21 protein-coding genes are annotated in these 26,271 nt (G+C 65.2%); 15 read left to right on the top strand and 6 right to left on the bottom strand.

Annotation, left to right across the window (positions count from 1 at the left end; all coding sequences use genetic code 11):
• Window positions 1–626, bottom strand: a 626-nt coding sequence (locus G537_RS0128725) for a TolC family protein (RefSeq protein ID WP_245579156.1), incomplete at its 3' end; no start/stop codon positions are given.
• A 536-nt stretch (window positions 627–1,162) separates the two neighbouring features.
• Here G537_RS0128725 and G537_RS40480 point away from each other — a divergent pair.
• From G537_RS40480 to G537_RS42490, 3 genes are all read left to right on the top strand, one after another.
• Window positions 1,163–1,924: an EAL domain-containing protein gene (locus G537_RS40480; RefSeq protein ID WP_051249264.1), complete on the top strand. Its 762-nt coding sequence runs from the start codon at window positions 1,163–1,165 to the stop codon at window positions 1,922–1,924.
• A gap of 84 nt (window positions 1,925–2,008) precedes the next feature.
• Complete coding sequence (locus G537_RS0128715) at window positions 2,009–3,205, top strand: FIST signal transduction protein (protein WP_081689120.1); 1,197 nt, start codon at window positions 2,009–2,011, stop codon at window positions 3,203–3,205.
• Window positions 3,202–4,587: a sensor histidine kinase gene (locus tag G537_RS42490; RefSeq protein WP_081689119.1), complete on the top strand. Its 1,386-nt coding sequence runs from the start codon at window positions 3,202–3,204 to the stop codon at window positions 4,585–4,587. The genes G537_RS0128715 and G537_RS42490 overlap by 4 nt, the downstream gene beginning before the upstream one ends.
• Before the next feature lie 7 nt (window positions 4,588–4,594).
• Here G537_RS42490 and G537_RS0128705 read toward each other — a convergent pair whose 3' ends face one another.
• Window positions 4,595–5,830 (bottom strand): fatty acid desaturase, encoded by a 1,236-nt coding sequence (locus tag G537_RS0128705; protein ID WP_081689118.1) that lies wholly within the window; start codon window positions 5,828–5,830, stop codon window positions 4,595–4,597.
• A 242-nt stretch (window positions 5,831–6,072) separates the two neighbouring features.
• Window positions 6,073–7,455, bottom strand: coding sequence for a diguanylate cyclase (locus G537_RS0128700; RefSeq protein ID WP_162146163.1), 1,383 nt, complete (start codon window positions 7,453–7,455; stop codon window positions 6,073–6,075).
• 553 nt (window positions 7,456–8,008) lie between these two features.
• Here G537_RS0128700 and G537_RS40470 point away from each other — a divergent pair.
• The 6 genes from G537_RS40470 to G537_RS40455 all read left to right on the top strand — a co-directional run bounded on the left by G537_RS40470 (window position 8,009) and on the right by G537_RS40455 (window position 15,819).
• Window positions 8,009–9,148 carry a LysM peptidoglycan-binding domain-containing protein gene (locus tag G537_RS40470; RefSeq protein WP_081689117.1) on the top strand — a complete coding sequence of 380 codons (1,140 nt, stop codon included), beginning with the start codon at window positions 8,009–8,011 and terminating at the stop codon, window positions 9,146–9,148.
• Between the two features lie 366 nt (window positions 9,149–9,514).
• Window positions 9,515–10,663 (top strand): NAD-dependent epimerase/dehydratase family protein, encoded by a 1,149-nt coding sequence (locus tag G537_RS0128690; RefSeq protein ID WP_245579153.1) that lies wholly within the window; start codon window positions 9,515–9,517, stop codon window positions 10,661–10,663.
• Window positions 10,664–11,026: 363 nt separating this feature from the next.
• Window positions 11,027–12,019 carry a glycosyltransferase family 2 protein gene (locus G537_RS40465; protein WP_081689116.1) on the top strand — a complete coding sequence of 331 codons (993 nt, stop codon included), beginning with the start codon at window positions 11,027–11,029 and terminating at the stop codon, window positions 12,017–12,019.
• The gene (locus G537_RS40460) at window positions 12,016–12,843 is read left to right on the top strand and encodes a sugar phosphate nucleotidyltransferase (protein ID WP_051249259.1); all 828 of its coding nucleotides are present in this window, start codon (window positions 12,016–12,018) and stop codon (window positions 12,841–12,843) included. The genes G537_RS40465 and G537_RS40460 overlap by 4 nt, the downstream gene beginning before the upstream one ends.
• A 28-nt stretch (window positions 12,844–12,871) precedes the next feature.
• Window positions 12,872–14,098: a class I SAM-dependent methyltransferase gene (locus G537_RS0128675; protein WP_026873006.1), complete on the top strand. Its 1,227-nt coding sequence runs from the start codon at window positions 12,872–12,874 to the stop codon at window positions 14,096–14,098.
• Window positions 14,099–14,274: 176 nt separating this feature from the next.
• Window positions 14,275–15,819: a lipopolysaccharide biosynthesis protein gene (locus G537_RS40455; RefSeq protein WP_155888823.1), complete on the top strand. Its 1,545-nt coding sequence runs from the start codon at window positions 14,275–14,277 to the stop codon at window positions 15,817–15,819.
• 386 nt (window positions 15,820–16,205) lie between these two features.
• On the opposite strand, the gene G537_RS45245 is transcribed toward G537_RS40455, so the two are convergent.
• On the bottom strand, window positions 16,206–16,367 hold the full coding sequence (locus tag G537_RS45245) for a hypothetical protein (RefSeq protein WP_245579157.1): 162 nt from the start codon (window positions 16,365–16,367) through the stop codon (window positions 16,206–16,208).
• Here G537_RS45245 and G537_RS0128665 point away from each other — a divergent pair.
• The 6 genes from G537_RS0128665 (at window position 16,290) to G537_RS0128640 (ending at window position 22,236) form a co-directional block, all read left to right on the top strand.
• On the top strand, window positions 16,290–17,489 hold the full coding sequence (locus G537_RS0128665; RefSeq protein WP_245579155.1) for a class I SAM-dependent methyltransferase: 1,200 nt from the start codon (window positions 16,290–16,292) through the stop codon (window positions 17,487–17,489). The two genes, G537_RS45245 and G537_RS0128665, sit on opposite strands and share 78 nt — an antisense overlap.
• Window positions 17,426–18,301, top strand: a complete 876-nt coding sequence (locus G537_RS0128660; protein ID WP_211230548.1) for a glucose-1-phosphate cytidylyltransferase — start codon at window positions 17,426–17,428, stop codon at window positions 18,299–18,301. Before G537_RS0128665 ends, G537_RS0128660 begins: the two co-directional genes overlap by 64 nt.
• Window positions 18,301–18,954, top strand: a complete 654-nt coding sequence (locus G537_RS0128655) for a PIG-L deacetylase family protein (protein WP_026873003.1) — start codon at window positions 18,301–18,303, stop codon at window positions 18,952–18,954. The genes G537_RS0128660 and G537_RS0128655 overlap by 1 nt, the downstream gene beginning before the upstream one ends.
• An 86-nt stretch (window positions 18,955–19,040) precedes the next feature.
• Complete coding sequence (locus G537_RS40450; protein ID WP_034853375.1) at window positions 19,041–19,583, top strand: YdcF family protein; 543 nt, start codon at window positions 19,041–19,043, stop codon at window positions 19,581–19,583.
• Window positions 19,584–19,889: 306 nt separating this feature from the next.
• Window positions 19,890–21,020, top strand: a complete 1,131-nt coding sequence (locus G537_RS40445) for an MraY family glycosyltransferase (RefSeq protein WP_245579154.1) — start codon at window positions 19,890–19,892, stop codon at window positions 21,018–21,020.
• Between the two features lie 19 nt (window positions 21,021–21,039).
• Window positions 21,040–22,236 carry a glycosyltransferase family 4 protein gene (locus G537_RS0128640; protein ID WP_026873002.1) on the top strand — a complete coding sequence of 399 codons (1,197 nt, stop codon included), beginning with the start codon at window positions 21,040–21,042 and terminating at the stop codon, window positions 22,234–22,236.
• 299 nt (window positions 22,237–22,535) lie between these two features.
• Here G537_RS0128640 and G537_RS0128635 read toward each other — a convergent pair whose 3' ends face one another.
• Both G537_RS0128635 and G537_RS0128630 read right to left on the bottom strand, forming a co-directional pair.
• Window positions 22,536–24,089 carry an asparagine synthase-related protein gene (locus G537_RS0128635; protein ID WP_026873001.1) on the bottom strand — a complete coding sequence of 518 codons (1,554 nt, stop codon included), beginning with the start codon at window positions 24,087–24,089 and terminating at the stop codon, window positions 22,536–22,538.
• 248 nt (window positions 24,090–24,337) lie between these two features.
• Window positions 24,338–26,271 (bottom strand): hypothetical protein (locus G537_RS0128630; RefSeq protein ID WP_211230547.1); only part of this gene is annotated, 1,934 nt, incomplete at its 5' end.

Below are 26,271 nucleotides of genomic sequence, written 5' to 3'. Positions count from 1 at the left end.
ACGGCGCTGGCCAGGCTGGCCTCGGCCTGGCTGACGTCGGTGCGCGTCACCTCGCCGACATTGAACCGGTCCTGGGTCGCCTGCAGCTGCCGGCGCAGCACCGCCTCGTTGTTGCGCTGCACGTCCAGCGCCGCCTGGGCCTGGACCACGTCGGCATAGGCGGTCGCCGCGTCCAGCAGCACCGTCTGCTCCGTCGTCTGGACCACCGCCCGGGTGGCCATGATCGTGTTCTCGGCCTGGTTCACCGCCGCCGGGGTCTGGCCGCCGTCATAGATGTTCTGCGTGATGGTGATGCCGAGCGAGGCCGGGTTGACCTCGTGCCAGTTGCCCTGCGATCCGCCGGTCTGAAGGGGCTCTCCCCGTTGGGCGAAGTCGGCGGTGGTGTTGCTGAACTCGCTGGAGATGCTGGCGTTGGCGGTGACCTGCGGCCGGTAGCCCGACAGCGCCTGGGCGATGCCCTCGTTGGTCGCCTTCAGCTGGGCGATGTCGGCGGCGAGGTCCGGGTTGGTGGCGTAGGCCGAGGCCAGCGCCTCCATCATCGACTGGGCCGAGGCCGGGGTGGCGCCCAGCGTCAGCAGGGCGGACAGCACCGCGGTGGAGAGCCCGAACCGTCCAATTCGTGTCATCGTCAACGCTGCCGCATCCTTGGGTCGACATCGCCAGCCCGGGCGTCGACGCCGCCCGCATGAAAAGGGACTCGGTCACGCCATAGGCACGCACCTCTGAGAGGTGATGGTTTCCGGATCCCGGTCTGAATACAAGTACTCCAAAGGGATATGCTTCCAATCACATGATACATTGCCGATTTGAAAATTCGCGCAATTTAGAAATCAATCGTCGATTGTAGATTAACTGGTTGCAGTGTACTCGTTGCCTGGTGGTTCGTTGCTGTCAAACACGGGGGAAGTTTCCGCCTCGCTCGCGGACAGGACCAAGTCGCTTTGCCCCGCCCTGAAGCGGGTGCGGCGCGGGCAGAGCGTTCAATTATTCCTTCCCAATCAAGCTCAGCTATCCTAAAATTTTCCCATTCTTGTATCGTTCCGGATGCCCTCTGCGCCGCTCGGACATTGGATGCGCCTCGATGCACGGGGAACCTATTGGCAAGTGCCCAGGCGCCAGGAGATAGCCCATTCTTCGCTTTCGCCGCGGGTGGAAACAAGGATTGCCGGGAAAGGCGGATCTCCTGACCGCCCGCCAGGATCGGCAGTTTTTTCTTGCATTCCAGCCGATTGTGGCCGTCTCTGACGGCGCCTTGCGGGGCTTCGAGGCGTTGATGCGCTGGCGGCATCCGGCCTATGGCGAGATCGCCCCCAGCATCTTCATTCCGGTTGCCGAGGCTTCCGGGCTCATCACTCATTTCGGCGAATGGGCGCTCCAGGATGCCTGCCGGCAGGCGGCTTCCTGGCCTTGGGCTGCGCAGGTGGCGGTCAACATCTCCGCAGCACATATCCGGTCTTCCGCATTTCCCTCCATGGTGGCGGCAGTGCTTGCGGCCGCCCGGCTGGCCCCCGCACGGCTGGAGCTCGAAATCACGGAATCGGTGCGGCTCGAGACATCGAAGGAGATTGGTGGAGTATTCGAGCAGTTGAGGAATCTGGGCGTTCGACTTGTGCTCGATGACTTCGGCACCGGCTGGGCTTCCCTCGATACGCTCCGCCGCTTTCCATTTGACGGGCTGAAGATCGACCAGTGTCTCGTGGCAGACCTTCCATCCAATCGGCGGGCCGTCGCGATCGTCCGTGCCATTCTGCAGCTCGCCAGGGAGCTGGGCGTCTGCGTGACGGCCGAAGGCGTGGAGGATGTCACCCAATTCCGGATCCTGCGGGATCTCGGCTGCGAACGGCTGCAGGGGTTTCTGGTCGCGGTGCCGGAGCAGAAGGCGGCGGCGCCGAGCAGGGATCTCTGGCGCGTGCCGGTGCAGTGAGCGATGGACAAGGCGAACGACCTGCCGCTGAATGAATAGTCCGCAGGCGCCTCGTCAGGTGCCGATGGTCCCCCGGGGAGCAGAATGGTCGCGATTGGTCATGGAAGAAGCGTCTCGGCTGCGGCAGCGATCGAGCAGTGTCGGGCGACGCTGGGGGACATCATCCCGCGCCTGTTGCTGGTTTTCTGCGGCGGAAAGCACGATGGTTCCGACATCGTCAAGGCGCTCAGGACGACCTTCGGTGACGCGGTCCCGATTGTCGGCGGATCGGCGGCCGGCATCATCTGGCGGGACGGCCTCGGCTACAGCGGATTGGAGGTCGGGCTCGTCGCTTTCGGAGAGGACGACTTCCTGCCGAAGGTCGTGGTCAATCGGGACCTGCTCCAGGATGAGCACGCCGCCGGCCTTTCGCTCGGACGGAGGTTGGCTGAGACCGCTGAGCCGGACTCCGTCGTGCTGATGTTCTACGACAGCGTCGCCAGCCTATCGCCGCTTCGGCTCCATCCGGCGAGCGATCTGGTCGACGGGCTCCATTCGGGCCTCGGTGGCCACAGGATCCGGCTGATCGGCGGGGGAACCCTGACCGACATGAATCTGTCCGATGCCTGGGTGCTCGACGGCACGTCGGTCGTCAAGCACGCGGCCGTCGCGCTCGTCTTTCCACCCGGCCTCAAGGATGAGACCGTCATCCTGCACGGCTGTCGTCCGGTCAGCACCTTCATGGAGATCACGCGCATCGAAGGGGCGGAGGTGTTCGAGCTCGACGGCCGGCCGGCGCTGGAGGTGATCGAGCAGATGCTCGGCGTGACGCTGGGCGACACCTCGTCACACAACCTGTCGCTGATCGCCACCCTGGGAGAGAAGCAGGGAGACCCCTATGCCGCCTATGACGAGAACAGCTATGTCAACCGGCTGATCCTGCGGGCCAACCGTGGCAGCGGCTCGATCACCCTGTTCGAGAAGGACTTCCGCCTCGGCACGCGGGTTCAGATCATGTCCCGCGACAACGCGCTGATGCTCGACAGCGTTCGCAACGGGATCGGCGCCATCAACCGGGCGCAGCAGGGCAGGCAGCCCTTCCTGGCGCTCTATATCGACTGTGCCGGCCGCGCCAGCGCCCGCAGCGGCGCCGCGGTCGAGGAGGCCCGGCTGGTGGCGGACGGCCTCGACCCCTCGATCCCGTTCCTCGGCTTCTACTCCGGCGTCGAGGTCGCGCCCTTCGACGGCTACAGCCGGCCCCTCGACTGGACCGGTCTGCTGACGGTGCTCTCGGCACGATGAGCGGCGATCCGCAAAGGGCTGCCGGCGTGTCGCCCGGCCAGTTGGAGCGGGAGCTCGCCTATTACCAGCGCGAGTGCAACGATCTCGGCTCACGGCTGCTGCGGTTGCAGGAGGAGCAGAGCCAAGCCTTCCGAGAGGCGCGGCGCAGCCGGACCCTGGCCAAGCTGATCCGTGAAGCCCACCGACTCGCCGACACGGTGATCGGCCCGGATGATCTCGGCGATCGGATCCTGGAGATCGTCGTCGACAATGCGATGTGCGACCGAGCGGCGCTTCTGGTCGAGGAAACCCGCGGAAGCCGGATCTTTCGTGTGACGCACGCCATCGGGCTGCGGGAGAGGACGGCCGCGCCCATCACGCTGCCGAGCGTTCCGGGCTTCTTCTTCACCACCGCTCAGTCCAGGATCGAACCGCCGGCCTACGAGCTCACGGGCATCCTGCAGCTGCCCTATGTCCTCTGGGCCTACGACCGCACGACCGGCCACGCCCTGATGATCGGCAACCGGTCCGAAGCGAATGTGAGCCGGGCTTTCGAAGCCGGAGACCAGGAGCTCATCGAGGGAGGTCTCTCGGTCTATATCGACGTGCTGGCCCGCAAGCAGGCGGAGCAGGAGCTGCGGCTCGCGATGCACGCGGCGGAGCAGGCCGACGAGGCGAAGGCCGCCTTCCTCGCGACCCTCAGCCACGAGCTGCGGACGCCGCTGAACGCCATCATCGGCCTGGCCGACATCCTGTCGTCGCAGCGGCCTTCGGCCCTGACCGTGGAGCGGTCCGTCGCCTATGCGGCCGAGATCGCCGGCTCGGGCCGCCACCTGCTGCACCTCATCAACGACATTCTGGACTATTCGGGCATCGCCCGGGGGCATCTCACCGTCCAGCCCGAATGGATCCGCCTGGAGCTTGCGGTGGGCGCCGCCGTCCGGGCGGCGCAGGGCATGGCGGAGGACCGGGGCGTCGCGCTGTCGATGTCGGCGATCGACCCCGCCTTCGGCCTCCTCGTCGATTCGGTCCGCTTCCGCCAGATCCTCGACAACCTGATCGGCAATGCGATCAAGTTCACGCCGCAGGGCGGCCAGGTCACCGTCGATGTCGAGATCGGAGCGGACAAGGCGACCCGGCTCCTGGTCCGGGACACCGGGATCGGAATGCGGCCGGAGGACATCGCGATCGCGATGGAACCGTTCCGTCAGCTCGAAAACGCGCTGACGCGCAAAACGGCGGGCACCGGGCTGGGCCTGCCGATCACGAAGGGCCTTGTCGAAGCCCATGGCGGTTCTCTCGCGATCATGAGCGAGCCGGGCAGCGGGACGACCGTCTGCATCGTGTTCCCGGCCGCCCTCGCCAGCCCGGGCCGGGCCGACGGTCCGCAGGCCGGGCGCTGATCCGGCCCTAGTGGGGCCACATCGGCACGATGCCCCTGGGGGTCGCCGACAAGGTTGCGAGGTTCTCGTCGATGGCACGGAACAGCCCCCAGGTTTCGCCGTAGTTCCTGGGAAAGCCGGGGCAGCCCGCATCCACGTCCTTCTGCCGGGCGTGAATGTAGTCCGTCCACTGCTTGGTCGACGGGCGGCGATGGTGGAAGTCGTGGCAGGGCGCGTCCCCAACCAGGACGATGACGCGGACCAGGAGCTGGACCGTGAGCATGTTCAGCCACCAGCCGCCCCAGGCGGCGAGGCCGGCCGGCGACCAGGCCGACTCCCGAGGCAGGGGCGCGCCCGGAAACACCCCGGCGGTCGCCAGGCAGACGAATTCCTTGTCGCGCGCGGCGATGAGCGCCGGCTCGGGAAACCGGTGCTCGCAGAGGATCCGGCCGATCGTCGCCCATTGCAGCAACAGGCTCAGCGGCAGGAACCAGATCAGGAGATAGGTGATGAACTGGCCGGTGAGCGCCGAAGCCAGCGCCGGAAGCGCCAGGGCGGCGATCGCCACGGCATTGTGCTGCCGGTCGTGCGAGCGCATGGCAGCGCGCATGCGGCGAAGCAGGAACCGGACGTGGAAGCCGGGCGAGAAGACGACGTTGACCAGCACGCGCCGCCACAGCTCACGCTTCGGCAGCGCCGGCTCGAGACGGCACATGCCGAGGACGAAATCGGCGAATTCGTCCTCCTCCGTCAGCAGCTTGCGGGCGCTGTGGTGGTGCATGTGCTCCTTTCGATAGTGGTCGAAATGCTTGAACAGAAAGACGGCGGAGATCAGCCGGCCCGCGGCGCGGTTGCGCTCCCAGGTGCCGAACACGGTTCCATGGCCGCAATGATGGAACACCACCACCTGGAACAGTCCAAGACCGGAGGTCGTGAGCGTCAGGGAGGCGAGGAGCAGAGCGACGCCGGGGGCCGTCGGAGCGGCAGCCGACAGCACGCCGAGCGACAGGCCGGCCGCGACCAGGAGGCATGCCTGATACACGAAATGCATCGGCGAGCGTGCGACCTCGGCCTCTTCCGGCGCGGGCCGGGCGGTCAGCCAGGATAGGAACGGCTGGACAATGGCGGGCAGTCGCGCAGCCATTTCGGCGCGCGGATCACGTCGTGCGGTGAGCGCCGCCGCGCGCGCACCGGCATCCCCAATTTCGGCGACAATAGTGGACATGAAACGCTCCTTCCGCATCGGCACGGCGTAATTCGTCATGACTCCGAGAGGAATGAAAGCCGTCTCAAAGGATGCGAATTACCTAAAAAGACTGCCTGATGCTCGCGAGCCGTGAAAGCAACAGTATCGCCCGTCAATAGATGGGCATCCGCACGCCGGTTGCAGCGTGGTCTTTGGACCAAGACGACATCCGTGCCGAGGTTCGAGGCGGGCGATCGGGCGGCCGAGTCAGAGGGTTGCCAGGCCCGGTCCCAGCCATGGGCCGATGCGGCGCGGTCCGATCAGCCGCTCAGGGCCGCCCGACCGTCCTGGCCTTGCAGAAGCGTGACTTCGACACGGTTCCGGCCCCGCGCCTTGGCGAGGTACAGCGCGCGGTCGGCCGCCCGCATCAGCTCGTCCAGGTCGATGTCGCAGACCGGTGCCACCGCCGCGCCGATGCTGACGGTCAGCGGGAACGCGCTTCCACCCGCCGGGTTGAATTCCTGCGCCGCCAGCTTGGCCCGGATCCGCTCCGCTATGGCGGCGACCTCGTCGAAGCTGACGCCGGTGATGACGACGGCGAACTCCTCGCCGCCCAGACGGGCCACGAGATCCACGGCCCGAGCCTCGAGGCGCAGCCTCTCGCCCAGCAGCGTGAGCGCGACGTCGCCGGCCTGATGGCCGAACCGGTCGTTGACGATCTTGAAGCTGTCGACGTCGATCATCAGCAGGGCGACATGCGCGGTCTGCTTCGCCGTCAGCACGCCTTCCAGATGCCGCATGAAGTAGCGGCGGTTGTAGAGACCGGTCAGCGGATCGGTCAGCGCCATCCTCAACGCCCCGTCGAACGCGCTTCGCAGCCGATCCTGGTACAGCTTCCTCCGGATCTGGTTGCGGGCCCGGACCTTGAACTCGCTCGGGTTGAACGGCCGGGAAATCCAGTCGTTCACGCCCAGGTCGAAGCCGCGGAGGACAAGATCCCGATGATCGGGCTCGGCGATCAGGAGAAGCGGGATGTCCCGGCTGACCACATTGGCCCGCAGCCGCGAGGCCAGGCGCAGGGGTTCAAAGCCCCTCATCGAGAGATTGATGACGATCAGGCTGAGCTCCTGGCACGCGCTGACGGCGATGGCTTCCTCCTCGTTGGAAGCCCGTACGGCCTGGACGCCGTCTTCGTTCAGGGCTCTTTCGACGCTCGCCGCGCCGAGGTCCCAATCATCGACGATCAGGGCTCGTGTCCCGTTCACCTCGACCCTGCCGATCGGCTCGGGCGCAAGGCCCAGAGCCCGCGTCGTCTCGTGCCGCGCCCTCCATTCGTCGAAAAGCTGCTTGAGGCGGACGAGGCCCTTGATCCTCGCGAGGAAGGTCTCCGTGTCGATCGGCCGGGTCAGGAAATCGTCGGCGCCGCATTCGAGGCCGCGCAGCTTCTCGGCGGCGCCGTCGAGCGCGGTGACCATGACAACCGGGATATGCAGGGTCCGTTCATCCGCCTTCAGGCGACTGCAGGTCTCGTAACCGTCCAGTTCCGGCATCATCACATCGAGGACGATGACGTCGGGCTGCCAGTCCTGCGCAAGCGTGATCGCCTCGGCGCCGCTCGATGCCATCAAGACGGCATAATATTGATCCTGGGCGACCACGCTCAATATATGAGCATTTGCTTCCGTATCGTCGACGATCAGCACCTGAGCTGTCATATGCTTCGTCTCAAGTTGAAATCATCGATATCAAAGTGGTGTGGCACTCATTCAATGATGTGGCCAGGACAGGTTCGGCTTCCGGCGATCGCGTCACAGCTATGGGAAGTATAACACGTCGGAACGGAATCTTACAGGATGACAGACTCCCTTACCGGCTGAGAGTCCATAGCGGCGCGAATGCGAGTCATATGCTGGAGTCGGAACAGCTTTCGCATAAAATCATATGAGGTCGATTGAAACCCCCTGAAAGTGCCTTCCGCTGTTTCGTCGAGCGGCTCTATTGGTCGCGATCGTCGCCGAGCTGTCGGAGATGCCGCCGTCGCTGGCCCGCGGATCTTTCGCCTGCAAGACCGGCCAATCAGCGGCTCTGTCATTTCAATAACCTCTACAAAAGAGGTACTCGCGTCCGAAAATAGTCTGCTTTAATCTTTGGCGGGGCTGGTGATCTTGATTTGGCCTGACAATAGGCGGCTCCAGAAGAACAGGAAAATAAAAGAGCGGGCGGCTGGGCTTTCCTTCTTGGGCCCGTTGCAGAGCCATGCATGGCCGGGCCGCTGTAGCGACACCTCAGCTGGGCAGATCCAAGGTGAATCGAGGACTTCTGATCTACGGCGCAGCGCTCGCACTCTTTCCGGCGTCATCGTCGATCATATACATGGAGTTGAGCGGGTCGTCGGGACCGCAGCCGGTCGAGCTGTCCTCGCCGGCGTCGCCGCGACCGCCGGGCATCGATCGTCAGACGGCTTCGCTCACCCCCGCGGACGAGGCATCGGCCTCCGCCATCGGTGGTGACGATGCCGGGCAGGGCCTGAATGCCGGGCAGGGGGACCAGCTGCGCTTCGACGCGATCCGGATCAATTCGGGGGGATACCAGGTCATTGCCGGGCGGGGTCCGGCCGGGGCCCGGATCACTCTGTTCGACGGCGAGGTGGCGATCGGGTCGGTCGATGCGGATGCGAACGGCGACTGGGTCTTCGTCTCGGAGGTGCCGATCGCGCCGGGCGATCATCAGCTCTCGCTCAGCGCCACGCGTGACGGCCACACGACCGTATCGGCCGATGTCGCGCTTGTCGTCGTGCCTCAGCGCGGCAAGGGTGCGGCGGGCTCGGACCAGGGCGGCGACGGCAAGCCGGTCGTCATCCTGATGCCGAAGGCCGGAGGCGCGTCCACCATCCTGCAGGCGCCGGACGAGGCCGCCGCGACGCTGCCCGGCCTGTCCATCGACGTCATCGACTACGACGAAGAGGGGGCCGTGATCATCAGCGGGCATGGGGCGGTCGGCAGCCTCGTTCGGCTCTATCTCGACAATAGTCCGATCGGCGAAGGCTGGATCGACACGGCGGGCATCTTCCGGATTCCCGCCAGCCGTCCGATCGCCCCCGGCACCTACCGTCTGCGGGCCGATCAGCTGGACGTCGAAGGCCGGGTGACCGACCGGACCGAGACGCCGTTCCAGCGTGCCGCGCCGGCCGATATCGCCGTGGCCGAAGGGCGGATCGTCGTCCAGCCGGGCAACAACCTGTGGCGGATTGCGCGCGGCGCCTATGGGCAGGGGGTCCTTTTCACCGTCATATACCAGGCCAACCGCGTCCAGATCCGCGATCCGGACCTGATCTATCCGGGCCAGATCCTCACCGTTCCGCCCGCCCGGGCCCCGGCGGCGACCGGTCGCGGCTAGCCATTCCCCGCCCTGCCCGCCGGGCACCCGGCCGGCAGGGCCGCAACCGCGCTTCCCGCCCGATGTCGCCTTTGTCCAGCCCCGCCACGGTGTGGACCCGCTCCCCATGGAATCGTCCCGGATGTCCCCGACGGCCCGTGCCGATCTCGTGATGCCGGGCGACAGCGGTCCGGCTCTGCCCGCCCGGCCGCACGACGCCGGATGCGCATCATATGGAAGCGGTACATGCCTTCGCCAACCGTGCAAGGCCCCTCGGGTATTCGTCGAAAAGCCCATTCAATCCGATGGCGGCAACACGGACGATCGCCGCGATGCTCCCTCCGATTGGACCTCTCGGAAGGCGATCGCCCAATGACATAGCCTCTGATGAGCACCGGCAGGCCGGCGCCATGCCCGCAAGGCGAAGCTGTCCGTCCGTCTCCGCAAAGCAAAGAGGAACACCGGATGAGAGTTCTGGTTACTGGCCATCGGGGCTATATCGGCACGGTGATGGTCCCGATGCTGCTCCAGGCAGGTCACAGCGTGACCGGATGCGATAGCGATCTCTATCGACGCTGCACCTACGACGCCGGCGGCGACATCGCGGACGTCCCCAATATCCGCAAGGATATTCGAGACATCACGCCGGGCGACCTGGAAGGCCACGAGGCCGTGATTCACTTGGCCGCCCTTTCGAACGACCCGTTGGGCGACCTCAATCCGGATCTCACCTACAGCATCAACCACCGCGGCAGCGTGCACGTCGCCCAGGCGGCCAAGTCGGCCGGCGTCAGGCGCTTCCTGTTCGCCTCGTCCTGCAGCAATTACGGCCTGGCCGGCGACGAGATGGTCGATGAGACCGGGGCGCTCAACCCGGTGACGGCCTACGGGCGATCGAAGGTGTGGGCGGAGCGCGACATCTCCCGCCTGGCCGACGACGACTTCTGCCCGATCTATTTCCGTCCCGCCACGGCCTACGGGCTGTCGCCCCGCGTGCGCTTCGACATCGTCCTCAACAACCTCGTCGCCTGGGCGGTGACGAAGGGGCTGATCTATCTGAAGTCCGACGGCACGCCCTGGCGGCCGATCGTCCACATCCAGGACATCGCGCGCGCGTTCATCGCCGGCCTGGAGGCGCCGGTCGAGGCGGTGTTCAACCAGGCCTTCAATGTCGGATGCACGGACCACAACTACCGCATCCGGGACATCGCCGCGGTGGTGGCGGAGGTCGTTCCCGGCTGCCGTCTCGAAGTCGCGCCCGATGCCGGCCCCGACAAGCGGTCGTACCGGGTCAGCTTCGAGAAGATCGCCCGGGTTCTGCCCGCGTTCAGGCCGCAATGGGATGTGCGCAAGGGGGCCGAGCAGCTCCATGCCGCCTATCGCTGCTCGCGCCTGACGCTCGAGGAGTTCGAGGGGCCGCGCTACCAGCGGATCAGCCATATCCGGAAGCTCATGACCGAAGGGATCCTCAACGAGGATCTTCGCCATGTGGCCCGAGCGGATGCGCAGAGCCTGGAAGCCTACGCTGCCGAGTGACGACTTCATTACCGCAAGGGGCAGTCTGGACGGGCCGGGACAGGATCCGGGTGCGGCGTGGTGGTGAAGATCGGCTTCGACCGACCTCCTGCATCAACCGTATGACTGATCCGGTTGCCTCTTCGGAGGTATGGGTCCTCCCAATTTCCGAGTGAATCAGGATTTGGGATTCAACTAGTATTACTGCTGTGTTTTGATGTCTTTTGTTACTATAACAAAAATAAAATTGCAGATTGGTATTGGTCAATTTGATGTCTGTTTTGCATAACGAAAAAACACCTGTTCTAAGAATGGGCAGTGGAGGTGAGCCGCTGATTCCAGTTTCGGCCCCAAAAGCCGAATGCGAAAGAGGTTGCCATAATCATGAGCAGACATCGAGTTTCGATCGGATTGCCGGTCTACAACGGTGAGAACTATATCGCCGAGGCCATCAATTCAGTTTTGGCTCAGACCTATGCAGATTTCGAGCTCGTCATCTGCGACAATGGATCGACGGACCGGACCGAGGAGATCTGCCGGCGCTACGCCGATGCGGATCCCCGCATCCGATACCACCGCAATCCTCGGAATCTGGGCGCGAGCGCCAATTTCGGCCGAACCTTCGAGCTCGCAACGGGGGAGTACTTCCGGTGGCTCGCCCATGACGACGTGCTGGCGCCGACGTATCTCGAGCGTTGCGTCGCCGCGCTCGACCGGGAGCCCGACGCGATCCTGGCCCAACCGCTCGTCGGCATCATCGACACGAAGGGCGCGATCCTGTCCGTCCATGACAACGACGTCCAGCGGGCATGCTCCCCGCTCGTGTCGGAGCGGTTCGCCGTCCTGGTCAAGCACCCCCGCCGCTGCTGGGAGGCTTTCGGCCTGATCCGACGGGACGTCCTGGCCAGGACAAGCCTGCTCGCCCCGTATTCCTGTTCCGATGTGGTCCTCTGCATCGAGCTGGGCCTGCTGGGGCGCTTCGTCCTGGTGCCCGAACCGCTCTTCCTGAACCGGGAGCATCCCGAACGTTTCGCCCGTGCGGTCCTGGTCGACCGAACGGCGACCTGGCGGTGGTGGAACAACAGCGATCGCGCCCGCCTGATCGATCTCTGCCCCACCTGGCTGATTCAGGCGAACACTCTGAGGGCGATCCGCAAGCACGTCTCGAATCGGGGGGATCGCTACGGACTTTACCTCGCGCTCCTGCGCCATGTCCTCACGGGATATACGCTCTCGCGGCTGATCATCGAGCCGGTCACCGCGGCCGATCCCCGGATCCTGATGGCGGGGCGGCGGGTCAAGCGCTGGCTGCAGGCCCGGAGGGTTCCTGATTTCGGAGCGGCAGGGGTCGGATCCGGTCCCGAGGTGCCGAAATGAAGGTCGCCATTCTCGCCGGTGGCAAGGGATCCCGGCTTGCGGAGGAGACCGGGACCAAGTCGAAGGCCATGGTCCGGATCGGAGACGATCCGATCATCTGGCACATCATGAAATACTACAGCTCCTTCGGATTTTCGCATTTCGTCGTCGCGCTCGGATATCAGGCACAGTCGATCAGGACCTATTTCGAAGCGGCGGGCTCCGGCCCGGTCATCGCGGACGGCCCGCGGACGGTGGTCTATCCCAAGGCGGAGCCGAGCTGGACCGTCGAGCTGATCGACACAGGCCTCGAGACGCTGTCGGGCGGCCGGGTCAAGCGGCTCGCCCCCTATCTCGGCTCCGAGCCGTTCATGCTGACCTATTGCGACGGGCTCGCCGATGTCGATCTCGACCGGCTGCTCGCCTTCCACACCTCGCATGGCCGGCTGGCGACGCTGACGGCGATCCATCCGCAAGCGAGGTTCGGCCGTCTCGCGCTCGACGGCCATCGCATCGTCGCCTTCCAGGAGAAGGCCGTGAATCCGGACGAATGGGTCAACGGCGGATACTTCGTCCTGAACCCCGAAATATTCGAATACATCGCCGGGGACACGATCCAATGGGAACGAGAGCCGTTGACGGAGCTGGCGGCCGACGGCGAATTGATGGCCTATCGGCACCAGTCCTTCTGGCAATGCATGGACACCCTGCCGGAAAGCCTTCTGCTCAACGATCTCTGGCGAAGAGGCGATGCCCCCTGGAAGCGATGGGCGCTGGCCATGGTCGGCCTCGGGATGGCATCCCCGCCGGCCGTCCAGTCGGCGCTCCAGACCATACTCCTCTGATGAGAGCGCGCCACGGAGGCCCGTACGCATGCGGATCACCCGAAACGCGCGGGAGGTTCCAAGGGAAATGACCATGCCCCTCGATTCCGCCTGCCCCAGCTGCGGGGGCAGGGTGGGCGCCTCGTTCTACGACCTGCCCGCGATCCCGACCAACAGCTGCCTGCTGATCAGCGACCGTGAGGCCGCGCGCGACTTCCCGGTCGCTCCCCTGCGGCTGTCCTGCTGCCCGGATTGCGGCTTCATCTTCAACGCGGCCTGGGAAGCATCGCGCACGGTCTATTCGGATGCGTATGAGGAGACGCAGGGCTTCTCCCCGACCTTCAACGCCTTTCACGAACGCCTCGCCCGCGACCTGATCGCCCGGCACGATCTGCACGGCAAGCGCGTGGTCGAGATCGGCTGCGGCAAGGGGGAGTTCCTCGCCCTGCTGTGCCGGCTCGGGGACAATGACGGGGTCGGCTACGATCCGAGCTTCGTGCCGGGCCGCCTCGATGCCGCCGCAACCGGCGGGCGCGCCCGGTTCATCCGCGAGTTCTTCGACGAACAGACCGGCCCGGTGTCGTGCGACTTCCTGTGCTGCAAGATGACGCTCGAGCACATCCCGGATGTCGGCCGCTTCATCGGCATGATCCGCCGGGCCCTCGACGGGCAGGCGGATACGCGCGTCTTCTTCCAGGTCCCCAACGCCAGGCGCGTCCTGCAGGACGTGGCGTTCTGGGACATCTACTACGAGCATTGCTCCTATTTCACGGCTCAGAGCCTGTCGAATCTGTTCGAACGGTCGGGCTTCGCCGTCGATCGCGTTTGGACCGACTACGATGACCAGTATCTGATGATCGAGGCCCGGCCGGCGAGCACGCGGATGCCGATCTCCGCCCGCGCCGATGCAGTGGCGGAGATTCAGCAGGGGATCGAGGAGTTCCGGCAGAATGTGGGGACCGCCATCACCACTTGGCGCCGGTACCTGAAGGACATGGCCGCGGGAGGCAGGAGGACTGTGCTGTGGGGATCAGGATCGAAGGCGGTTGCCTTCCTGACCACCCTCGGCCTCGATGGCGAGGTGGCTTCGGTGGTGGACATCAATCCGTTCCGTCACGGCCGCTACCTGCCGACGACAGGCCACGAGATCGTGTCTCCCGACGAGTTGTCGACGATCCCGCCTGACCTGGTGGTGATCATGAATCCCGTCTACCGCGACGAGATCCGCAGGATGCTGCGGACCCAGGGGTGCGAGCCCGAGATCCGGTGCGTGTAAACCATGGGCAGGTCTGACATCGGCCGCAGACAGGTCGATCCGGTGCGCTGCGGCGCGGCGGGAGCCGCCGTCCCGTGCCGCGCGGCTTCAACCGGCGCTTCGCCAGCTTCACTCGGAGGATGTCCGTGATCGGCCGAAAGATCGCCCTGGCCGTCTCGGCCTCATGGCTCAGCCAAGTGATCCGGATCGGGCTCAACCTCCTCATTCTCCCGATCCTGTTCCATGCCATGAACCAGGAGGAGCTCGGGCTCTGGCTCGTTCTCGGCCAGAGCACGATCTTCCTCGGCATTCTCACGGAGGCCGGCTTTACGCCCACCATCACGCGGCGGATCGCCTTTGCAGCGGGCAAGGGCCGGGCCGGGCCTGGCCAGCCGCTGGACGAGGAGGCGCGGCGCGATCTCGCGGATCTGCTGGCGTCCGGCAGGATCGCGTTCCGCTTCGTGTCCATCGGCGTGTTCGTCCTCACCTTCGTGCTGGGCAGCCTGTATCTTTGGCAGCTGGATCTGCGGGAGGTGTCGCCGACCACGGCCTGGATCGCCTGGACCCTTCTGTGCGTCGGTTATGCCACCACGACGTGGTCCGGCCTCTGGACGGCCCTGGCGACTGGCCTCGGGTATGTGGCCGCGGGAACGATCATCGTCACCGTGGTCGGAGTCGCGGCCCTGCTGACGCAGATGGCGGTGGCGTTGGCCGGCGGCGGCCTTCTCGGGCTCGCGATCGTTTCGGCGATCAGCGGCGTCACGGTGCGCCTGGCGACCCGCCTCTATGTCCGGCGCCGGCAGCCGCAGCTGTTCTCCAACCCTGGCCGCTGGGACCGGACCCTCATGCGCAGCATGATGGCGCCTTCGATCCGGTCATGGCTCACGGCCGTCGGCTTCGCCCTGCTCTTCAAGACCGACCAGTATTTCATCGCGCTCTATGTCGATACGACCCAGGTGCCGGCCTACTATGCCGTCTACGCGCTCCTCCACAATCTCGCGATCCTGGCCCTGGCTCTGGGGCAGACCTCCAGCGTCTATGTCAGCCAGCTTTGGCACAGCGGCTCGCTGGAGAAAATTCACGACATCGTGCTGCGCAGCCTCCGCATGACCCTGATCCTGATGGCCTGCGGCGTGGCAACGCTCCTGGTCGTGGGCCGGGATCTCATCAGCGTCTGGATCGGACCCGAGCATTTCGCGGGCTACGGCGTGCTGACGGCCCTCGGCGCCATGTTCCTGTTCTGCGTGCAGCAGAACGCGATCCTCACCTTTTCCCGGGCGACCGAGAACGAGGTCTATGCCGTCCCCTTCCTTGTGGCGGGGGGGCTGAATCTCGTCCTGTCCTGGGCGCTCGTGCAGTATGTGGGTTTGCTCGGCGCGCCTCTGGCCACGCTGCTGGCCCAGGCGCTGACCACCAGCTGGATCGTCCTGCGCGATGGTCTGCAGCGGTTGCAGCTCTCCATCGGGACCTATGTTCGGACCTGTCTTCTGCCGTTGGTGCCGATCTCCCTGGCGACCTATTTCGCGACGATGGCGGTCGCGAGCGGGGCCGCACTGCCCAGCGCCCTCGACCGCCTGCTGGCCGGCACCGCGGTCGCAGGATGCGTGTGCCTCGCCGGCCTATGGATGTTCGGCCTGACCGCAGCCAACAGGGCGCAGGCGGGAGCTGCGTTGCGCACCGCCCTGCGCCGCCGCCAGCCCGCTGGTGCCGGGCGGCCGGAGCCGCCGATTCATCCCGGCTGATCATGGCCCGCGAGCCGGGGCGGGCGCCTCCGATGCGATGCGGCCCGTTTCTTTTTCCTACTCATTTCGTGGTAGCGGCTCGATCCGAATGCATACTTGAGAGAATAGTGTCGAAGCGAATAATTAATCCCGGTTACCTGCACCGATACATAGTAACTCAATCTTAATGGTGCGATCGTTCGAGCCTGTTTCGTTGCTAGGCTTTCATCTGAGCGCCGACTGCGCCGGGCCGCAATTTGTAGAGAACCGGACATGGACCAAACTTGAAGATCTGATGAGGCGGGTCTGGCCTCAGTTTGCGGCTGTCGTCCCGGCGGTCGCTCGGCACCGGAAAGGCGCAGCGGCGCCTATGGAGATCGGGGATGAATGTTCAGCTGATCGATACATCACGCGAGATTGTCGAAGCCCCGCATGAGGCAGGGCTTCCTGCTGCCGCCCGCTGCCGCCTGTGCGGCAGCCATCTCGAACATGTGTTCGTCGATCTCGGCTCCTCGCCGCTTTGCCAGACCGTTATCGCGCCCGAGCAGCTCGACGAGATGGAGCCGCATTTTCCGCTCCATGTGCTGGTGTGCGGGGACTGCTTCCTCGTCCAGCTCCGGGAATATGTCAGCCCGGAGAACATCTTCCGAGAATACGCCTATTTCTCGTCCTACTCGACGAGCTGGGTCGCGCATGCCAAGGCCTATTGCGAGATGATCCAGCAGCGGCTCGGGCTCGGGGCGGGCAGCCTGGTCGTCGAGATCGCGAGCAATGACGGCTATCTGCTGCAGCACTTCCTGCCGCTCGGCGTCCCGGTCCTGGGGGTCGAGCCGGCGGCCAACGTCGCCAAGGTGGCGATCGACAAGGGCATTCCCACCTGGGTCGACTTCTTCGGCTTCGAGCTGGCCGGCAAGCTCGCGGCGGCTGGAAAGCAGGCCGATCTGATCGTCGGCAACAACGTGCTGGCCCAGGTCCCCCAGCTCAACGACTTCGTGTCGGGCCTGGCCCGGCTGCTGAAGCCGGAGGGCGTCATCACGCTGGAATTCCCGCATCTCGAGCGGCTGATGGCGGAAAACCAGTTCGACACGATCTATCACGAGCACTTCTCCTACTTCTCGCTGGTCACGATCGAGCGGCTGGCGGCCAGGCACGGGCTGAGGCTGATCGATGTGGAGGAGCTTCCGACCCATGGCGGGTCCTTGCGGGTGTATCTGGCCCATGCCGGCTCGGCCCGGCCGACCGCGGGGAGCGTCCCCGACCTTCTCGCCCGCGAACGGCATCTGGGCTTCCACGATATCGCGACCTATGCCTCCTTCGCCGAGCAGGTCCGGCGTACGAAGCGGCGGCTGCTGTCCTTCCTGATCGAGGCCAAGAACGCGGGCAAGACCATCTGCGGATACGGGGCGCCGGGCAAGGGCAACACGCTGCTGAACTATTGCGGCATCGGTCCCGACTTCCTGGATTTCACGGTCGACCGGAACCCTTACAAGCAGGGCCACTTCACGCCGGGCATGCGCATCCCCATCCATCCGGTGGACGCGATCGACGCGGCCAGGCCCGACTACATCCTGATCCTGCCGTGGAATCTGAAGGACGAGATCGTCCAGCAGATGCGTCACGTCGCCGAATGGGGCGCGAAATTCATCGTCCCGATCCCCGAGGTGACGGTCATCGATCCGAAGGAATTGTAAGAATGAAAGTGGTTCTCTTCTGCGGTGGCTTGGGCACCCGAATTCGGGAATATTCAGAGAGTATCCCGAAACCGATGATCCCGATCGGACATCAGCCGATCCTATGGCACCTGATGCAGTATTATCGGCAATATGGGCACGCCGACTTCATTCTTTGCCTGGGCTATAAGGCCAACGTCGTCAAGGAGTTCTTTCTCAGCTACCGGCCGCAGAATTTTGCCGACTGCGTCGTTTCGGGCTTCGGCACCCATGTGGAGCTGCTGAGCGAGCCGGACAAGGACTGGCGGGTCACCCTGATCGACACCGGGATCTGGCGCAATATCGGCGAACGGCTGTGGGCAGTGCGGGATCATGTGCGGGACGAGGAGATCTTCCTGGCCAATTACAGCGACGGGCTGACCAACTGCGATCTCGACGACATGATCGACCGCTTCAAGAAGAGCGGAAAGATCGCCTGCTTCATGGCCGTACGACCGCCCCTGACCTATCACCTGGCGGATATCGACGGGAACGGCGAGGTGCAGGACTTCCGCAGCTCCGATTCGTCCGACATCTGGATCAATGGCGGATACTTCCTGTTCCGGCGCGAGATCTTCGACTACATGCGCGAAGGCGAGGAGCTCGTGCTGGAGCCGTTCCGGCGGCTGATCGAGGCGAACCAGCTCATGGCCTATAAGCATGAGGGATTCTGGCGCTCCATGGACACGCTGAAGGACCGGCAGGCCCTCGAGGATATGGTCGAGCAGGGCAAGATGCCCTGGCGCGCACCGTTCCTGTCCAAGGAGAAGTCCAAGACCCTGGTGCTGGCCTGATGAGGGCACTGGGTCTCGCGCGGCCGGGCGAAAGCCTGTCCGTGCTCTGCCTCGGGGCGCATTCCGACGACATCGAGATCGGGGCAGGGGGCACGCTTCTGTCATGGATCGCGGCCGGGATCCGGCTCCATGTCCACTGGTGCGTGCTCAGCGCCGCCGGCCCGCGCGCGGCGGAGGCGGAGGCCTCGGCCGTCGCCTTCCTCGCCGGTGCGGCGAGCTCCGTGGTCGAGCTCGCCGATTTCAGGGACAGCTTCTTTCCGTACCAGGGCGGCGAGATCAAGGCCTGGTTCTCCGACCTGAGGAGCCGCAGCCGCCCGGATGTCATCCTGACCCATCGCCGGACCGACGCGCACCAGGATCATCAGGAGACCTGCCGGCTCACCTGGAATGCCTTCCGCGACCATCTCATCCTCGAATACGAGATCCCGAAATGGGACGGCGATCTCGGCCGGCCGAACCTCTACGTGCCTCTCGACTCCGATGTCCTCGAGCGCAAGATCGAGCTTCTGCTCGCCCATTTCGGCTCGCAGCGGTCCAAGGACTGGTTCGATGCCGAGACCTTCCGGGGGCTGGCCCGCCTGCGGGGCATGGAGTGCCGTGCGCCGGGGCGCTATGCCGAGGCCTTCGTCCTGCCCAAGGGTGTGATCGGCTGATGTCGACAGGAGCGAGATCCGTCCGCGGGGACGCTGTGGTGATGAAACCACGAAGCACCAGGATCCGCCGGATTTGCGCGGTGATCATGCTGATCTCGCTCACCAGCGGTGTTGCCTTCGCCGCGGCCTTCAAGGCGGCCGAACCGCTGCTGCTCGTCCGCACCTCCCTCGAGCCGGCCGATGTCATCGTCGTCCTCGGCGGCAACGGACCGAGCCGGGCCCGGCATGCAGCCGCCCTCTACCGGCAGGGAGTCGCGCCGAGGGTTCTCGTGACGGGCGTCGGTGATTGCGAGAGCATCCGAAGCCACATGGTGGACCGGGGCGTGCCGCGGAATGTGATCCAGGTTGAATGCGCCTCCCAGAACACATGGGAGAACGCCGTCTTCTCGGCTCCCATGCTGACGGCGATGGGCGCACGACGCGCCGTCCTGGTCACGAGCTGGTTCCACACCCGTCGGGCCCTCGCCTGCTTTCGGCAGGTCTTGCCGCAGCTGGAGTGGATGTCGGCGCCGGTCGAGCGCAGCGAGTCGTACCGCCAGATGATCCGCGAGGACGGCGGCCTCATGGTCCTGAAGGAATATACGAAGATCGCATGGTATTCCCTTCGATACGGCGTCATCGCATTCTGAGAGCGAGGCCGTGTCAGCGCCGGGTTGCGGCCCGCGGCGTTGAAGAAATTCTCCGCATCGGTCAGGGACACGCTCGCCGGGCTCCAGCAGAAGGGGAGGGCCCGCAGCGGGCGCGAAATGGTCGTGGGTCAAATCCGACCCACCGGCCCAAGGGCTTTGTCGTTCCCTGCGCCCAAAGCCTGCATCCGTCTATCGGGATTCACCTTCCGGATAGAGCGGGCCACCAGTTTGTCCAAATCGAACATAGCAGGGCCGACGCCTAGAGTTATTCGAGGCGGGCTTCGGGTCGCCGTTTCATTGGCCTTTATGCGCTTTTCAGGCGCTCCACGAAGACTACGATTCACGAAAGGGGGCGCGATGCCGAACCTTGCCGCCCATCTGTTGAACGGCTTTCTCCTTGCGGTGGTTCTGGTCGTCTGGATGCAGCGGATCGCCCCCCGATTGGGGCTGCTCGACCACCCGACGGCACGCAAGGCGCATGAAGGGGTGGTTCCGGTCTGCGGCGGGCTGGCGATGTTCGCCGCCTATGTCATCGGGACATGCGTGCTCGAACCGACCTGGCGGGCCCCCTGGTCGTTCATCGGCGGTCTGGCGATCCTCGTCGCCGTCGGCGCGGTCGACGACCGCATCAATCTGCGTCCGTTGTGGCGGCTGCTGGCACAGGCGCTGGCGTCGATCGCGATGCTCGCCCTCGGCGGGCACATGATCGGCAATTTCGGCAGCGCCTTTCTGGACGCGCAGGCCGTGGCCGCGGATCCGATCGTGTCGGTCCTCGTCTTCTGCGTCACGGTCCTGTTCCTGGTCGGGCTGACCAACGCCTTCAACATGATCGACGGGCTCGACGGCCTTGCCGGCGGGACCGCCGCCTCCGCGCTGTTCTGGCTGGCGCTGATGGCATCCTTCCTCGGGCGTAGCGCGGCGATCGCGCAGCTGTTCGTGCTGCTGGCCGTCGTCCTCGGCTTCCTCACCTTCAACATGCGGCATCGGTGGCGGCCGCGGGCGCTCGTGTTCATGGGCGATGCCGGCAGCACGATGCTGGGCGCCGCGATCGCCTATTTCATCGTGGATCTGTCCTCGGGGCCGCAGGCGAGCATCCCGTTTCCCGTCCTCCTCTGGGTCTGCATCATTCCCGTGGTCGACACGCTCAGCCTGATGGTCCGACGGCTGCACGCCGGCCGGAGCCCCTTCTCCCCCGATCGCTGGCATCTGCATCACCTGCTCCTGGAACGGGGGCTCACGCATGCCACGGCGACCGGCGTGATCGTCGGCCTCTCCATCCTGTTCGGCGCCATCGCCTATATCGGAACCGTCATGGCGATCTCCGATCAGCTGCTCACCATCGGACTGCTGCTCCCGGTCACGGTCCATTGCTGCTTCGTCTGGATCTCGGTCCGCCGGGCACGGCCGCTTCGGCCGACGGCCACCACGCGTATGTGAATCCCGCAGGAGCGTCCGGATGAAGCTCGCGTATTTCGGCTATCCCCATATCGGCGGGACCTATTCGGTGTTCCGGCACTTGCGCGCCGGCCTCGCCGGAGCCGGCATCGAGCTCCGCTGGCTGGGCTGCGGCCCGAATGCCCATACTGCGGCGGACAGCCCGATGTTCCGCACGGAACGGGATCACGGCGGCACGGTCGGCCGGCCCGATGACGATGACCATGCGCGCACGCGGGCCGTGGTGACGGCCGTCGAGGATGGCTTCGACGGCGTGTTCGTGAACGTGCTTGCCGACCCCGTCCAGACCAATGCCGTCCGCTATCTCGATCCACGTGTCCTCCGGATCATGATCGTCCACAACATCACGCCGGGGACCTATGCGGCGGCCAGGGCGATCCGCGACCACGTCCATGCGACGGTCGGGGTCTCGCCGCGGATTCAGGCCGATCTCGTCCGCCGCTACGGCTTCGATCGCGACTGGACGGTCGCCATCCCGAACGGGATCGATACCGCTGGATTGGCAGTGGCGCGGGCCGTGCGACCATCGAAAGGCCTGCGGGTGCTCTATCTCGGGCGGGTCGAGGACCAGGCCAAAGGCGTGCTCTGGCTGCCGCGGATCTTCCGCGAGCTGCCTCCCGCCATCACCCTCACGGTGGCTGGCGATGGGCCCGATCTCGCCCGGCTGAAGGCACGATGCACAAGTCTCGGAAGCCGTCTCCAGTTCCGCGGTGCGGTGGCGCCGAGCCTCGTCGGCAAGCTCCTGGCGGAGCACGATGTGCTCCTGATGCCTTCCCGGTTCGAGGGGTTGGGGTTGACGCTGGTCGAGGCCATGGCCGCGGGCTGCGTGCCGGTCGCGTCTCACATACAGGGCGTCACAGACCTGTCGGTCGAGCACGGCGTGAACGGGTTTCTCTTTCCCGTCGGCGATACGCGGTCGGCAGCCCGGGCGATCATCCGGCTCGCCGAAGACGCGGCCGGTCGCGCGGAGATGGCGGCCAGAGGGAGCCGGAAGGCGCGCGACCACTTCGGCATCGGCCTCATGGCGCAGCGCTATCGCGACCTGATCGACAGCCTGCGATACTCGCAGCCTGCCATCGCGCCCTCGCTCGACCTCGGCGGATGGCGCCTCCCGTCGGGGCTGAGGCCCGGCCTCCGGACCTATCTGCCGACACCGCTGAAGAACGTCATCCGGACGCTGCGCGAGCGTCAGGCCTGAAGCACCGGGTCCGGCATCGGGATCGCTTCCCTGGCGGTGTGTCGCCGCGGCGAAGCGATCGCCGCGATTCCGGCATGGCCCGACACCACCCCGATTGAACATGCCACCCCGTCCCGAGGCCAGGTGTTCGCCGAATGCGACACCGGGCGCCGCGGGCAGGGCCGCACGGCCGGATGATTTCGGGCGCAATGGTTAGGAGCATGACGATCGGCTGCATGCGCCGGCCCGCCGCTGCGCGGCTCCCGGTCAGAGCTGCCGGACGAGATGCGGTGCGATGACGGCGCCGGCGCCCCGGGCGATCAGGAGTTCAGGCTGCGTCTCGAAACCTGCTCGATCCACTCGTTGCCGAACACGGCGCACCACAGGAAATATTCAGTCTGCGGCGGCAACTTCCGCTTCGCTGCCAGCTTCGGCCTGATGCCGAGAAGGAACTTTCGATCGAGAAAGCGACCCAGCGGCGACCGTGGTTCCAGCAATTTGTCAAACGCCGTCAGAAATGCCTTGTGCCCGAACTTGTCGGGCATCGAGGCCACAAATCCGCTCTTGGCCCGATAGACCATCGCGGCTGGCACGTGTCGCGCCAGCGCCGCCTTCAAGACCCGCTTCACCTCCGTCCCAGATCCGGGCCAGTCGACCGACGCGAACGCCACATCAATCATATCCGGCAGAAGGTATGGGTACACAACATCCAGCGACGTCCCGTCGAACAGCGATCGCGACTTCTGCGCTGTGATCGAGGCACAGCCCAGCGAGAGATCGAACGCCGCCAGCTGCAAGCGAGGATCAGGCGGAGACATGTGGGGCAGCCACTGAAGCAAATGCTCTTCGATGGCGCTGATGATGTCCTTCGATGGATGATAGGCAATGCCGCGCAGCGCGTTTTCAGCAACTGCAGAAAACGGATGCGGTAACTGATCGGCACGGCGGAGAATCCTCAAATAGTACTCGAGTTTGCTTACTCTCCCCCAGGCCCGTGTTGTCCGATATGCAGCGGCGCCGAGTTTCCGGCCCCAGGCCGGTAGCGAATAGACCCGCTGCCATTGCATTGCCCTGCCGAATTCCCCAAAGCCTGAATCTGCCCCCGTCCCTTCAAGAACGACGCCGCCGGGCTCGCACCGTGGAATGATCGCCCGGATCATCGCGCATGTCGGAGCTGCCGAGTGATCACCGAACAGAGTCCGGTAATAGCGGCCGGCATGCTGCAGCACATCGGCGACATCGGAGCCGCCGGTGTCCTCCACGATCCGCACGAACTTCAGCCCGAGATGCCGGGCCATCTGCTCCGCCAGCATCGACTCCGGATCGTTCGGGCCGAAGCAGTAGTTGACCAGGGTGACGTTCTTCAGCCCAAGTGCAGACGCTCTGGCTGCGAGGAGGCCTGAATCGACCCCGCCGCTGAACAGAATCGTGACCGGGCGCCCCGCGCAGTGCTGGAGCAGACAGCGATCAAGCGCAGCCACGACCGTCGAGATCTGCTGCTCGATATCCGGCGAGGGAGAGGCTTTGGGCAAAGGCCTCAGCGAGGGTTGCCTGGGAAGCGTTTGTATGCCGGTGTTGGAGATCGTCGCGGTTGTCCCGGGGATAAACCGGCGAATTGCTTTCCAAGGGCTGAGAGGAGGAACGACCGCGCCGAACTGCAGGTACGAATAGATGGCCGTTTCGTCGAGTTCGTCATGGGCCACGTGCAAAGCTCGCAAGTCATCGCTTATTTGGTGGGGTTTCTCATCTGTTCTGTAATATAATTGCTCTGTCCCGGTCAGCGGGACCGATATTTCCATTGCGGCTTGCTTCTCACGCCGCTGGAAGCCCATCGGCAACTGTGTCCCACTGCTTGCGAGCTCTCTGATCATCATCTTGATATCTCCACTGTCCACCTGCCGGGCGCCGATTGTCGGCGACGCCCGGCCAGTGATCGCAGCAGCTACTCGTTAAGGGGCGAAGGACTGCGGCGTGTTGCTGAAATCGGGCATGCAATGCTGCGCGGACTCCTCCGGCCGACGAACGGAAAGAGAGGCGGCCGGACTCTCGGGGGGCGGCACTCGGAACGCCGCTGAATAGGAACACTGTTTCCATAATGCGCAATTCGGCCCGGCCAGGCTCGCTAGAAGCCCGACAGGTCCGCTGGATAACCCTCCGGAAATGGCCGGTTGCCGCCGGGCGTGAGCTGACGGCCGGCATCGGTATCGTTCCATGACAGCCCCGGTGTGGCGTGCGAGGCCCTGACGGCCACGTCGTGCAGCCTCGGCACGAAGAGCCGGGTCCCCGCCGTCGGGCCAGGGCCGGCTTTCCAGTCGATGTCGAAATACATGGAATCGCCCTCGCCGGTGATGTCGGTGATGATGCCCCAGTTCGGCGACCGCACCGCGTCGGCGTAGACGATCGCGCCTTCCCAGGCGGCGCGGCCCCAGATCTTCCCATCGGACGAGGAGGACAGTGCGGCGACCGTCAGCCGTCGGCCGTCCCAGCTCACGCCGTCACGGCCGATGGTCAGGTTTTCGGGCGGCCATTCGGCGAAGACCGGCCCGGTGCCGACAAGCGCGCTGCCGCTGACATCCACCTGCTGCGTCGTCCACGAGCCCTTGAACGCAAGCGGCGCGTGCTCGACGCCGCGGAGGGTTGAATCGATGACGCGCAGCTGGCGCGGCGCGATCCCGTAGCCGCTGGTCACGGTGGAGTTCTTGAACAGCAGATAGTCCACGCCGGTCCCTTCGTTCAGGCCCGCGGTGGTGGTGCCGTCGAACACGACCATGCCGACCAGCTTGTCCAGTTCGCCGTCCTGCACCGATCCACCGGCGACCCGAGCGAAGCGAGCCTGCGTCGGAATGAACTCAGGGATGATGCAGTTCTCGAAGGTCATATCCAGGGCAGACGCCCAAAGCTTATTTCCGGGCGGACCTGTGTTCGGATTGACCAGGAACTCGATATCCTTGATGTGAGCTCGCAAAGTCAGGCGCTGGTCGTCACGATCGATCGCATAGATGCGAGCGCCGCCGAGGGAGTTCGGATTCTGGAGGGTCTCCCAGTAATTGTCCTTGTGCCTGTGCCGAAGAGGCCGATCCAGGACGACCCTCCTGCCGCTGATCGACGCCACCCTGGCGTATTCGAAATAACGGATATTGGGAGGGAAGCCACGCATCTGCTGGTCATAGGAACCGACCATCACGTAGCGGCCGATTGTGAGATTGCGGGCGTCGCTCGCATTCTTCAGCATCACAGCCTGATCGCCGATGGCGGTCGTATCGATCTTGTAGCCGATTGATCTCGGCTGCTCGCAGATCCAATCGCCAGCAGGGCTGACGCATTGGAAATATTGCCGCCCCAGCTGCAAAATGGCCGAGGCGATGTGGTAAGGGCTGTTTGGCGCGCTGTTGCGTAGCTTCGCGCGGACGCCCGGGGTGTCGCTCCGGATCTCGAGGTACTGGATGCCGAAGGTCCAGCGATTGTTCGCATAGTCGTACTGGCGACCGCCCTGAAAGATGATCGTCGCCCGCAGATTGCCGTCGCCCACCGCCTTCTGGTCGAGAACGATGGCGCGTCGAATCTTCATCAGGACTTCGGTGTAGTCGGAACCGGCCGGCATGCCGTACTCGCCGGAATCGACCACATAGTCCCTGTGAAGAACGGCGCCCCTGGTGCGATTGGCGGCGGCCCCGGCCACCACCTCGAGTGTGACCGGGAACTCCGCGACCCTCGAGGTGTCCCCTCGATTCCGCACGGATGTCCTGAAACCATGGGTGCCGACGGCGAGCGGCGTCCCGATCGACAGCATGCCGGTGTCGGCATCCACGGTCACGCCGGCGGGCGCGCCCGAGATCGCGTAGGTGTAGGCGTAGCCGAATTCCGAGCCGCCCCATGCTTCGAGATAGCCGACCGGGCCGGTTTCCAGCGACGAGACGACGAACCGGGATTCGGCGAGCCACCTGGCCGGACTTGCGGCCGAGGGCGCGTCCTGGTGGGCGGCCGCCGCTGAACACGCCAGGAGGAGCGCGGCACAGATGAGGCGCTTGATGATCATCGCTGCTGCGTGACGCCGAA

This window comes from Inquilinus limosus DSM 16000 (assembly GCF_000423185.1).
Lineage (GTDB): Bacteria > Pseudomonadota > Alphaproteobacteria > DSM-16000 > Inquilinaceae > Inquilinus > Inquilinus limosus.
The sequence above is the reverse complement of the archived record's forward strand: the minus strand, read 5'-3'. Positions and strand labels throughout refer to the sequence as shown.